This window comes from Petrocella atlantisensis (assembly GCF_900538275.1).
In the GTDB taxonomy this organism is placed as follows: Bacteria; Bacillota; Clostridia; order Lachnospirales; family Vallitaleaceae; genus Petrocella; species Petrocella atlantisensis.
Genome location: NZ_LR130778.1, coordinates 953302 through 965938 on the forward strand (window position 1 = coordinate 953302; position 12637 = coordinate 965938).

The window sequence follows — 12637 nt, forward strand, 5'->3', positions numbered from 1 at the left end:
TACTGTTACTTCAACATGTGACTCCAAGGCTAGTTCAATATCCCTTCACTGTTGTTTTGCACCTACCAACAACTCTCTGATGCTTCAGAATATCTACTGCTCCTCTTCACGGTCTTTACAGAATATAATTTTTACCATCATAACGCATTTTAATAACTCTGTCAAGTTATTGCTTTAAACTTTCAAGGCGCTCTTTGGTCTGTGTCAGCATTTGCTCATACTTAGATTGCTTTTCTCGCTCCTCAGTAATGACTTTTTCAGGTGCCTTAGCTACAAAACCTTGATTGTTCAATTTACCTGATACTCTTGCTAATTCTTTTTCAAGCTTTATCACTTCATTCTCAAGACGTTCAATCTCTTTCTCAATATCAACAAGCTCACTAAAGGGCATATAGATGGTGGCATTGGGTATGATGACAGATACAGCATCCTCATCTATATCTATTTTATGATGTTGTATCAGGACTTCACTGGCATAACCTAAGGTTGCAAAAAAGACACGCCCATCCTCAAAAGTCTGAACAACTGCCGGATCTTCTGAAACCACAAATACTTTGGCTTTCTTTGATGGCGGAACATTCATGTTCGCTCTTAAGTTCCGAATTCCTCTAACAGCCTCTTTGATCATGCTGATATCTGTTTCTTCTTTTTCAAAATGCCATTTCGTCTTAAATACCGGCCAATTGGATATCATAATTGATGGCTCTTCATCTTGAAGTGTTAAAAATATCTCTTCTGTTATAAAGGGCATAAACGGATGTAGTAATTTCAGACAATCAATTAATACCGTCTTCAATGTCCATAAAGCACTGTTTTTAGTACTATCGTCATCATTATAGAGTCTTGGCTTCACCATTTCTATGTACCAATCGCAAAACTCTTCCCATACAAAGTCATAAAGCTTTGAAACGGCAATTCCCAAATCATATTTATCTAAAGTATCTGTTACATCTTTGGTTAATGTGTTGACTTTGGATAAGATCCATCGGTCTGCAGGTGTTAACGCTTCAACAGAAGGTTCTTCCACTTTCTTGTCATCCAGATTCATCATGATAAATCTAGATGCATTCCATAACTTATTACCAAAATTCCTATTGGCTTCAACACGTTCTTGATAATAGCGCATATCATTACCGGGTGCATTTCCTGAAATGAGCGTTAGTCTCAGAGCATCTGCACCATAGGACTCTATGACTTCCAGTGGATCAATACCATTTCCAAGGCTTTTACTCATCTTACGGCCTTCTGAGTCTCTCACTAAACCATGCATGACCACCGTATCAAAAGGTAACTTACCTGTAAATTCAAGACCAGAGAACACCATTCTAATAACCCAAAAGAAAATAATATCATATCCGGTTACAAGTACATTGGTTGGATAAAAATACTCGAGCTCCGGCGTTTTTTCAGGCCAGCCTAAGGTAGAAAATGGCCAGAGCGCTGAACTGAACCAAGTATCCAGACTGTCTTCATCCTGTCGAATATGATTGGATTGACAATGGCTACAAACCGTTGGATGCTTTTTACTAATGGTTGTCGCACCACAGTCATCACAATAATAAGCAGGTATGCGATGCCCCCACCACAATTGTCTGGATATACACCAGTCATGTATATTCTCAAGCCAATTCATATAAACTTTGCCATACCGTTCAGGTACAAACTTTAAGTCACCACTTTTATATGCTTCTATAGCCGGTTTTGAAAGTTCCTCCATTTTAAGAAACCATTGTGACTTAATAAGTGGTTCAACCACCGTATTACAACGGTCATGAAGACCGACATTGTGGGTATGATCCTCTACTTTTACCAAATAGTCATTTTCATCTAAGTCTTTAACCAGCGCTTTTCGTGCATCATATCGGTCCATACCTGCGTATTTACCACCCTGTTCATTGATGGTACCGTCATCATGCATGACATTAATCTTCTCTAAATTATGACGTTCTCCAACTTCAAAGTCATTAGGGTCATGGGCCGGCGTTATCTTTACACAACCGGTTCCAAAGTCTTTATCCACATATGTATCTGCGATAATCGGAATCTCACGATTCACGATTGGCAGCACTACATTTTTACCAATAAGATGGGCATAACGCTCATCATCCGGATGAACTGCAACCGCTGTGTCTCCAAGTAACGTTTCGGGTCTTGTTGTTGCAATTTCTACGAATCCATCTTCACCCACAATCGGATACTTAATATGCCAAAAATGTCCCTGCATTTCTTCATGCTCAACTTCAGCTTCGGATATGGTCGTTTGACAAACCGGACACCAGTTAATCATTTTAGCACCTTTGTAGATATAGCCTTTTTCGTAATATTGAACAAATACATCGAGTACGGCATCTGAGCAACCTTCATCCAGTGTGAATCTTTCTCGATCCCAATCACAAGAAGTTCCAAGCTTTTTAAGCTGAGAAACGATGATACCACCGTATTCTTCTTTCCATTTCCATGCATGCTCCATAAAACCTTCACGTCCAAGGGTATCTTTATCAATACCTTGTTCTGCGAGTGCTTTAACAATCTTCACTTCAGTAGCAATAGCCGCGTGGTCCGTACCCGGTTGCCACAATGTTTCATAACCCTGCATGCGCTTCCAACGAATGATGATATCCTGTATTGTGTTATCTAGAGCGTGCCCCATATGCAGCTGCCCTGTTATATTCGGTGGTGGTATTACAATGGTAAAGGGTTCTTTTTGAGGATTGACTTCTGCATGAAAATATTTTTTATCCAGCCAGTCCTGATAGATTCTTTCTTCTACTTGCTTGGGATCATAGATTTTTTCCAGTTCTTTTGCCATTTTTATTCCTCCAATAGTCTATGCCTATATAGTGACATTCATTCCCTAAATAAATGATAGGATTAGAATCATGACGCCTAATAATAACATGAGGCCCCCAACGATTTTTAGTACGAGCATGCCACTTCCAATAAGCATTAGATATGATTTATTGTCCTTCGGTTGGTCTTCATAATTTTTTACTGTTTTGACACCACTTCTATATATTGATCTTGAACTTACTAATAAAATAAGTCCAACAAAAGCCAACATAATCCCAAATATCTCCATTGTCCACCCCTTAACCTGATAATAAAAAAGGTCCTATCGTTCACAATAAAGGACGATCAGACCGTGGTACCACCTTAATTCCTAGCCTAGCTAGGCACTTATGAGTCGATAACGGGACCAGACGTTTGTACTTACTTACTTTCAGCACAACTGCTCAAAAGCTACATTCTGTTGGGATTATCCAAGAGTCTTTCAGCCTAGGACTCTCATCTCTAAAGGATATCTTTCAACATACTCCTCTTTTTCATAGCATGTATGATTTTCGATTGAAATAATCGTATAATAGGTTCTAAGGTTTGTCAAGTCAAACTTACTTTTCTTTACCTTTCTCATGGCTCACGTGGCTCTTATAGTTGGTTAGTACAAGATTCATCATGCCACTTTCTCGTTCTGCTTTTTGAAGGTTAAGATATAATTCTTCCTTTTTTATGATATATTTTTCTAATAACATTTTCCTACCTTTTTCGGTAGCAAAATAATCCATATGATCCAGAATAAAGTCCACTTCATTAATGCCGTTTTTTTCTAATAAATCTTCAATATCAGACATCATAGCGGCTATACTATTGCTGATATTCTTATACTGCCTTTCTGCATGCATACGGTTTTTATAGTTTTCCCATCTCAGTTCTAACATTTCGCTGCTGTCAATTCTATATTTTTTACATTGATAATCAATAACACTTTGATTGTTGATGTATTTGATTTTTGTCTTGTTGGTGAGTTCAATGGTACGCTTCATCATTTTTTGATTCTTGCTTATTTCATATACCAGATAACGTCTAAAGATATAAACCCAAACTGTCGCAACAATAATGGCGACCATACTGATCATCGCTTCCAGTAAAATCGGTTTTTTATTGACAAAGAAAAATATCGTTAAAATAAATGCTGCTAATGCTGTTAGAATCGCAACTGTAATAAATGCATTCTTCACAAATTTATAAGCATTTTTTAACCGACTGTTTTGATAAAGAAGTTCACTTTTTTCAGATTCTAGGTAGGCCAAGTCTTGCTTTACCATACTTTGGTTTTTTTCATGGCCTTTCATCATATCGATGATTTTGTCCATTTGATCCTCATATTGCTCTAGATAATCAACCGTTCGTAGGCCTTGTCCACTTATTTTATCCTTGAATTCACCTTTCTTTACTAAAGTTTCTGAGTATACTTTGCAAAGTTTTTCCAGTTCTGCCTTACCCCTGCCGGACATAAGCTCAATACGCTGCATGGCTGTGATTTCATTGATAATTGCTTTATACTTTTCCTTAAGCTTTTCAATATCATCCATGGTTTTTATATAGCGTTGTTGAAGGCTTTTTGCTATTTCAGGATCTTCATATAACTGGTCAAGATCTATATCAATACCACCAACAACACTTTCTTCAATATGATTTTTTTTGTCCAAATAGAGTCTGATCTTGTCAAACAGCTTTAAAAATGGTGTGTATAAGGCTTTTAGTTTATCCATGCTCTCTCCTTTAGTCGATTGTGTTAAAACGCACTTCTTTCTTCCACTGATTAATCATCTCATCAATTTTGTTTTCAAAGCCTTCGTAATTACCCGCTTCTTTAATAATTATTCCTTGAGCGTATAATACGTCTTCACAAAACCGCTCTTCGTCATGGATTGTATTAATAACACCTATGGCTTTAATAATCTGTCGACAATTCTTATAGTAATTGGAGAGTTCAAGAACGTAAGCTCTTTTATAGTCTGATAACCTTATGACTTCATCCATAAGCATAATATACTCTGACCAGTTTTCTAATTTTTTCTCAAGTTGAGCTTTGAGATAACGCTCCAGCAATGTTTCATTACACTGTTCCTTAATCCTCCAATTGACCCGGTCTATATCGCCAAGTTCTAAATCTATCCGCACCATATCTACAAGAATATCAGAAGATTGTGTCAACTCATATGAACGTTCATATGCTGATAGCGCTTCAATATACTGATTCAGTTTCTCATAAATTTGACCATAATAATACCAGATCTTCGGATGGTCAAAGATATTTACAACCTCATCTAAGACCTTCAGCCCTTCCTCATATTGCTCTAATAGGATATGGTATCTAACTTTATTAAGATATATGGAGACATGTTTATCTGATTGAAGGGCTTTTTCCAAAGATTTTTTTGCCATCTCAAACTCTTCGAAGATCATATAAACAACTGCTATGTTGTTCTCTACACTAGCATCAAAGTGTATACTTTGAGCTGACTTATACCAATTAAGCGCCTTTTTATAGTGCCCCATACTATAAAACTGATCTGCTTTTTGTTTATACTGCAGATGCTTTGGTCTATTTAGGTGCTCCATCAATCGTTTTATAAAATCATGGTGATCAAGTTCCTTTGTATAAGGACAAAGATGAAGCATCCCTACCATGATTTCCATGATAGTATCATAGTTATCATATAATTTCTCTATTTCTATAACAAGATCTGTTAAACCTAGATCCTTTTTTAACCAACGCATAAAGCTTCTCTCTTCTATGATATCGGTAAATGCTTCTACATGATGATACATCCAGTAACAAAACCCTTCAAAACTATAGACGCTTTTTGAAATCGTATGAATGACGAAACCATGTTCCATTCCAATGGGACTTATACTTTTATACATCTATTATCAAACCCTTTGTTTTACTCATATCGCATCAAGTTGTTTTAACCAAATCCGCTATGGCGTATGCTATTGCATCCAGTATATCCATAAAATCATCTTGCATTGAGTAATAACGACCGCCTGTGCGTGTCAGAGGTTCATAGGCTTCAAGACTCTTATAATCTTTTTTTGCTACAACGTATGTGGTTATTTTTTGGGCAATCAATGCATTCACTACGTCTTCTACCGATTTACCACTTATTGTCGGTATGTGGGGTGGTGCATCTGTAATTAAAATGAAGATGTTTTTGAAGCCTTCACCATTTTTTAATTTTTTCAACAAGTCTATCCCTGTTTCTAGAGCATCCATAGAAGACTCCGGTATGTCACCACCGCATGTCCTGGGTATTTTTGTTACTTTCTTTTGGAATTTGTGTATATCTTTTGTCCATTTGTAGACTTTTGGCTTTTCTTTTTCAAGTAGATCTCCAAAACCAATAAGACCCAGATTATAGTCAATTTTTCTGGCTTCAAGAATGTTAGAAAAGGCGATGGCTTTTTCCTTCACCCCGTCAATATAGGTATCCATACTGCCCGTCGTATCCATTAGAAAAACAATATTAAGACCTTCACCTTCTACTGCAGAATGCTTCTCCACGTCCGGTAACCTAGGCATGGTTTTTTTCCGATCAAAAACACCGGATATTTCTTTTTCGGTGCTTTTATCTCTTACTGTCACTTCAAAAAGATTATCACTATTAATGGCGTACTTCACTGAAATCCGCGCATCATCGCTAATACCTTCTAGCATAAGAGATCCTGTGTATTTCTTTTCTTCTTCATGTCCTTCTTCCCATTGAAATACATCCACTCTAACGGTACTAGCCCCAGAGGTGGCACTATAGCCATCATCCGTCACTTCAATAGGAATGGTGCTACCCATTGGAATTATCGGTATTAATGATTTTTCTTTGGTCATTATATTGGTGATGGCCTCTGTACCAAAATTTTGCCTTGTAATTTGTCCAACCTTCACTTGGCTGTTGGGCAGATGAATCAGATAATTATACAAGGCCGCACCCATAGCGACACTTTTTGCCGGATCTGTTGCACGATAAGGCTCTTTTATAAAACCTGCCACCATTCTTTTTACCATTGGCACAAGGGTAGAGCCACCGACTAGTATGACTTTTGAAATATCATCGGGTGTTTGATCCGCTCTTTTCAAAGCTTCATTGATGATATCTTTACTTTTATCAATCATTGGTCGAATTAACGCCTCAAATTCATCCTTTGTTACCTCCAGTGATAGGTTCAAAGGCAATCCCTCATGTACCATAAGCGGATAAATCTTTACACTGGCTTTATTGGTGCTGGATAATTTTTTCTTTAGTAATTCTGCTTCTTGCTTAAGCTTATGGCGTACCCTTGCTGATTCTCTAGCTTCTATATCTTGAATCCGAATCCCTGTCATAACTCTAAATTGTTCAACCATATAATCAACCAGGATCTGATCAAAATCATCGCCACCTAAATGCATATCTCCTACATCCGCCAATTCTTGAAAGGTTTCATGGCCATCTAGATCTTTTATCACTTTAAGTACACAAGCATCAAAGGTCCCTCCGCCTAAGTCATATACCAGCAAGGTTTGTGCATAGCCTTGTTTATAACCATATTCAATAGCAGACGCTAGGGGTTCCGACAACAAGTGTACCTGTTTGAATCCAGCCAGTTCTCCGGCTTTTTTTGTTGCATAAATTTGTCTATCATTGAAATAGGCCGGATGGGTAATAACCACCTCATCATAGATTTCTTCGCTTTGCTGTTGGGCAGCTTTTTTTAAATGTTCTAAAAGAATGGCACTAATATCTTCAGGTAGATAGGTTTTTTCTCCGATTTTTGTTGCGTATGACTCACCCATCTGACGCTTAATGGACAAAATCGTTTCTTCCGGATATATAATGGCACTGTTCTTTGCCTCACTACCAACAATGATTTCATCTTCTAAAATACATACTGCTGAGGCAAGCACCTCTTCCATACCTTCTATCTTAACAATATTTAACACATCATTTTTGTCATCATAAATAACGGCAACTGAATTTGTCGTACCAAGGTCAATACCTAAAAATCCCATATCACTGCTCCTTTTAGTTTGCTTGTATGATCTGCATCTCGTTGCGGCTTGGAGAAAACTTTCGGTTAAAGTCACTTGCTTCATACTCACCGCTGTAGCCCATGTCTTTTACATGACCTTTCACCGTACCACTCATTTCATCAATGGATAATGTTACTTCAAGTCTGGTTTTGCCCTTTGGTCGTTTTGGTAATCCAAGGATTCTGACGTCACCTATGAGTTTGCAACTTTCTAGTCGATCCTCTTTCTTAATTCTTTCGAGAATCTTCAGATCAATGCTGGTCATATCATCATCATTGGTGCCGGACAAGGTGAATCTCATGGTTTTTTTTGCAAGTGCATAAGGGGTACCTCTTTTTATCATTGAATAGAAATCTTTTTTATCTTTATAATCTATTTCAAATCCAATATCGTGGGGTACGGGTATTTCAAAATGAACTTGTCGATCGGAGGTATGCAGATCTCTATGTTTTAGAAGACCTAGCTTCATGGCAGCGTAATAGGTCGCCCCCATAGATATATCAAGTGCCGGTTGTTCCGATACATATACCTTATCTGTATCACCAAATATTTCGCCCAGCATTCTTTTTACCCATGGCATTTGTGATGATCCACCTTCTAGCAAAACTCTGTTTATTTCATCCGGTTTTATGGGACCATTATACCCTTCTTTCAACGTCTGAAGCACCAAGGCTTTTGTCTTTTGTATAAAAGGACTAATAATGTCTTCGAATGCATCTCTTGTCAAATTCTGTACAAAAGGTGGTACACAAAATGTATATGGAACTCTATAGTTCATAACGCCTGAGAGACGTTCTTTTGTCTCCCTTGCTCTTTGAGAAAGTTCAGCTACACTTTCAACTGTCATTGTCTCTCTTGTCAGCCCTGTCTTTTCTTCCATCCACTTAAGCATCTGTAGATAGAGCAGCTCGTCAATATGGTCACCACCATGATAGGCTTCACCACCTTCACTGATCACTTTAAGATGAATAGCTTCATCGTTTTTTTCAGCCACACTAAAGACGGTTATGTCCAACGTGCCACCACCAAAATCAAACACCATCACATTTTCATTTTTACTTAGATCATGCCTAAAATTATATGCCAATGTACCGGCTTTTGGTTCTTCCATTAAGCCGATGAGCCCATCACTAAGCCCCGCCAATTGACATGCTCTAATGGTTGCTTTTTTTGCTGCATCATCAAAATCATAGGGCACCGAAACCACAATCCCTACCAATACCATTTTGGGGTTAAGTCCTCTGACATGATCAATTAATGCCTTTAGAATCATAGCTGCGATTTCTTCCGGTAGATAGTCTCGATTGTTCAGCTTTATTTTATCTTTTGAACCCATCTTCCTTTTTATGGACATAATGGTGGATTCAGGATAAATTCTAAAGGTTTGAAGAGCTTCTTCACCAATAACCCATTCGCCTTCATGGTCTTCTTCCTGACGATATTGAACCACAGAAGGCATCGGTATTTTTCCGAATCCATTGCTAACATCTATGGGTTCCGGCTTACCCGTTCTACTATTCCAGTAACTGGCAACAGAGTTCGTTGTACCAAGATCAATACCAATGATATACCAATCTTCTTCCAGTTCTTGGTTGATTCTAATCTGTTCTTTATAATGTTCCCAATTCATATCACACCTCGTCTATAATTCATCATAATGCATGGTTGGTATCACGTGCATTTCTTGATCAAATTCTATTTTCAAAGTGACTCGAAATATTGCCGTACTGTATTTGGGTTGTAGCTTTATAGATGTGACCTGGTCAATTCTATCTTGTGCATCTTTTGAGCATATCTTTAGATATAAATCTTGGTCTCTCACCATGATCAGACCTATAGACGCAAAATCCGAGGCATAATAGCTCCCCGACTGGGCCATCCTTAAGAAACGTTCTTCATGATCTTCTTGTATCATGACACCATAATCTTTGTTTAAACGCCCTATATGGTGTATTTTCTGCTCTTTTAAAGGCTTTAAGGACCATATCGCAGCTCCTTTTGCTGCCGCATCCAAATCTTCCACTAAGAAACTAAATTTTTTCTCTTGCAGATGATGCTTAGGCCATAGGGTTCTAAATCCATTTCCCATGACCACAACCTCATAATCTTCATTATGTATTTTAAGTTTTTTTAGCTTTTTTTCAAACGCTGATTCTATAGGTTCAAAAACCTTCACTATGTCAGATGCAAGCATCTTGATTTGAAATGGTGGATGGGTGAATTTGTAGGTTATTTTCACATCACTCTTGCTTTGATAAGCCTTTAGAATGTAAGCATAATATAATTTGCACATATCCTGAATCTGCCTGTATTCTTCTTCATCCAAATCCTTTTTTTTCTTATGTTTTAAATAGGCTGTCGTTAATAATTTTTCAATATTTTCTAATATAACATAACCGGATAATGCTTTTGATTCAAAGATGAGACTAAGAGTAATATTCTTATCCAGATGTAGATCATAGATTCTAAACGCTTCATGGCCAAAATCCATGAAATAGCATTGTTTTCGTTCAATCAGATTATAACCTTCTAAGAAAGCAATCATAGCTTCTGAATTAGAAATCACATAAATCTGAAACTCACGCATTCCTTTCTTTGTTTCTTTAAAAAAGGATATCAGCGCTTCTTTTAATAATTGAGAGGCCTTATTATCAACTCTATCCGGCAGGGTAATGGTTAAGCCTTTAATAATGCTATTTGGGTTAACGTTACTCAAATGCTTAAGAAGTTCATTTATATATAGTGTAATTAAGGTTTCAGATTCATAAATAACGCCTTCAACATCATAGCTTATTCTCTCTTGAAATGCGCTTAACAAATCTTCCATAAAGATCGTATCTTGACTTGTTTTCATCATAGCAGCCTCTTCACCAATGAGCCACATGTGCTCTTTGTACAAATAGATCATCTGAGCAGGTACATAGATTTGTCCATAACCACCGGTTCTATCCATCATGACCGGTTTTTTTGACCGATGATCTAATACACTCATACTTACGGTGTGGTGCCCAAAATCAATCCCTACATAATAATGGTTTTCTTGAATTCTACTAAGCTTCATTAATAGCCTCCTTGTTATTTGGCTGCAATGACCATGGCTCTAAGCAGAATATTGGATTCTAATTGATACCCAACACTTTGGCATTTGATGATGCTTCCTTTTGTAAATCCTTCCAAAGTCTCGGCCAAAATAGCCTCATGTAACTTCCCCTCAAATGGATCATGCTCATTAGGTTCAATAACTGTAATGTGTATTCTCTCCAGTGCATTAATGAAGGCTTTTTGAGCCTCTATCAATAAAACAGACAATGCTTTTACTTGATTACCTTCCAAATCCATAATTTTTTTTAAAGAATGACGGATCATTTCCTCATACGTTCTTAGCTCAAATAACAGATCATTCTTGAGATAAGTCATATTTTGATGATGAACGGTTGTTTCAATACTTGCCATTTCCTTTAGATAATGGGTCTGAATCTCTAATAATCTTTCTGTCACACCGTCTATAGCATCTTCTAATAAACCTTCAGCCTTTTCTGCAATCAACTGTCGCATGTCAAGAAGCTTTTTATCTTCTATGATACTGACGTCTTTCTTGATCAATTGATATTCTGTATCTTTTTCCTTTAATGTATCGTATTTCATGTATATTGTATCACAAATAGCATCACCAATCTTTTGTCCTTCTGATGTTTTATACTTCATATTGAGATTCTGAAGACCTGCGACTAACTTCTCAAAGAGTTCTAATATGTGACAACTTAGAATCTGATAGTTTGTTGATTCTTTTTTTATTTTCATTAATAAACTTCGATGGGTTTTATATAATTCATCGTACATCAAATGAATGAAAGCTTCATGGCTATTCTGGTGATTCTCATCCACATATTTTAGCATCGTATTGACATTGTCTTTATAGATAGACATGTTCTTTTCCATCGCCTGAAGAATGGTCTCTGGTGATAACAAACCCATCTCACCAACTTCAATCTGCACAACCTTACTCAACTGTTCCTCTTTCATTACTATCTGGTCATAACCTTCAAGTATAATACTCATAAGTAGCTCAAAAAAATCTATTTCTTGCTGCGTTAGATTTTTTTTACTAAAGTCTTCCACCTTGACCATCATAAGAGATTCCATTATCTTTTTTTGCTCTAATAAAAGCTTCATATACTTCTTTTTCTCTTCACTATGCCATAAATCATTAAGAATATTTTTAATGATTTCGTTGACCGGTTCCTCCATATCTTCAAAAAACGATGATACAAAGTTCTGGATGTATTCCAAGAGTTCTGCTTTGGTTATGTGATTATCAACCGCACATTTTTCATGAAGGAGGTTCATTTTCTTACGGTAAGCTTCTTTGATTTTAAGAATACCACCACTGATGATTACCATGCGTTCATAAGCAATAGGGTTATCCTTACCATTTTCAATGCTATATATAGCATTTTCTGCCATTTCTTTGATCCCAATAACAATATCTGTCATTTGCTTATTTTCTAGTTGAATCTCATGTTCGCCTATAAAACGAATACATTTCTCATACATACTTTTAATATCTTTCATCAAGTAGTATAAGCTTTCAAAGCTTTTTGTTTCATCTTTATTTTTGAGATTTTGATTGATCACTAAAAGCATCCTTGATGAGATATTCTCAATCTGACTCCTAATAAGATTACAAGTCAAATCTCCAATTGCATGCATTTTCACCCTATATTCAAGTACGATTTTTTCTATCTCATTTTCTTTTATAATACGATTCATGTTTGCCTCCGATGA

At 36.8% G+C, this 12637-nt stretch carries 8 protein-coding genes and 2 other annotated features (1 of these 10 cut by a window edge); all 8 genes read right to left on the reverse strand.

Features of this window, described 5'->3' with window-relative positions; all coding sequences use genetic code 11:
* Window positions 1-119, reverse strand: a binding site (T-box leader); it reaches 112 nt to the left of the window's first position.
* Between the two features lie 47 nt (window positions 120-166).
* Entirely contained in the window at window positions 167-2809 is a 2643-nt protein-coding gene (locus PATL70BA_RS04515; protein ID WP_125136267.1) for a valine--tRNA ligase, read from the reverse strand.
* Between the two features lie 45 nt (window positions 2810-2854).
* A complete protein-coding gene (locus PATL70BA_RS04520) occupies window positions 2855-3079 on the reverse strand; it encodes a hypothetical protein (protein WP_125136268.1) in 225 nt (74 codons plus the stop codon).
* Between the two features lie 45 nt (window positions 3080-3124).
* Window positions 3125-3336, reverse strand: a binding site (T-box leader).
* 53 nt (window positions 3337-3389) lie between these two features.
* Window positions 3390-4550 (reverse strand): hypothetical protein, encoded by a 1161-nt coding sequence (locus PATL70BA_RS04525; RefSeq protein WP_125136269.1) that lies wholly within the window; start codon window positions 4548-4550, stop codon window positions 3390-3392.
* Between the two features lie 10 nt (window positions 4551-4560).
* Window positions 4561-5709 carry a tetratricopeptide repeat protein gene (locus PATL70BA_RS04530; protein WP_125136270.1) on the reverse strand — a complete coding sequence of 383 codons (1149 nt, stop codon included), beginning with the start codon at window positions 5707-5709 and terminating at the stop codon, window positions 4561-4563.
* 34 nt (window positions 5710-5743) lie between these two features.
* Entirely contained in the window at window positions 5744-7831 is a 2088-nt protein-coding gene (locus PATL70BA_RS04535) for an Hsp70 family protein (RefSeq protein ID WP_172596104.1), read from the reverse strand.
* 13 nt (window positions 7832-7844) lie between these two features.
* Complete coding sequence (locus PATL70BA_RS04540) at window positions 7845-9482, reverse strand: Hsp70 family protein (protein ID WP_125136272.1); 1638 nt, start codon at window positions 9480-9482, stop codon at window positions 7845-7847.
* A gap of 12 nt (window positions 9483-9494) precedes the next feature.
* Window positions 9495-10913, reverse strand: a complete 1419-nt coding sequence (locus PATL70BA_RS04545; RefSeq protein WP_125136273.1) for a hypothetical protein — start codon at window positions 10911-10913, stop codon at window positions 9495-9497.
* A 14-nt stretch (window positions 10914-10927) separates the two neighbouring features.
* A complete protein-coding gene (gene grpE, locus PATL70BA_RS04550) occupies window positions 10928-12622 on the reverse strand; it encodes a nucleotide exchange factor GrpE (RefSeq protein ID WP_125136274.1) in 1695 nt (564 codons plus the stop codon).
* Window positions 12623-12637 lie beyond the last annotated feature (15 nt).

Bases quoted from the DNA above. Each gene is read 5' to 3' on its own strand.
- PATL70BA_RS04515 (WP_125136267.1), bottom strand. From the start codon at position 2,809: ATGGCAAAAGAACTGGAAAAAATCTATGATCCCAAGCAAGTAGAAGAA.
- PATL70BA_RS04520 (WP_125136268.1), bottom strand. From the start codon at position 3,079: ATGGAGATATTTGGGATTATGTTGGCTTTTGTTGGACTTATTTTATTA.
- PATL70BA_RS04525 (WP_125136269.1), bottom strand. From the start codon at position 4,550: ATGGATAAACTAAAAGCCTTATACACACCATTTTTAAAGCTGTTTGAC.
- PATL70BA_RS04530 (WP_125136270.1), bottom strand. From the start codon at position 5,709: ATGTATAAAAGTATAAGTCCCATTGGAATGGAACATGGTTTCGTCATT.
- PATL70BA_RS04535 (WP_172596104.1), bottom strand. From the start codon at position 7,831: ATGGGATTTTTAGGTATTGACCTTGGTACGACAAATTCAGTTGCCGTT.
- PATL70BA_RS04540 (WP_125136272.1), bottom strand. From the start codon at position 9,482: ATGAATTGGGAACATTATAAAGAACAGATTAGAATCAACCAAGAACTG.
- PATL70BA_RS04545 (WP_125136273.1), bottom strand. From the start codon at position 10,913: ATGAAGCTTAGTAGAATTCAAGAAAACCATTATTATGTAGGGATTGAT.
- grpE (WP_125136274.1), bottom strand. From the start codon at position 12,622: ATGAATCGTATTATAAAAGAAAATGAGATAGAAAAAATCGTACTTGAA.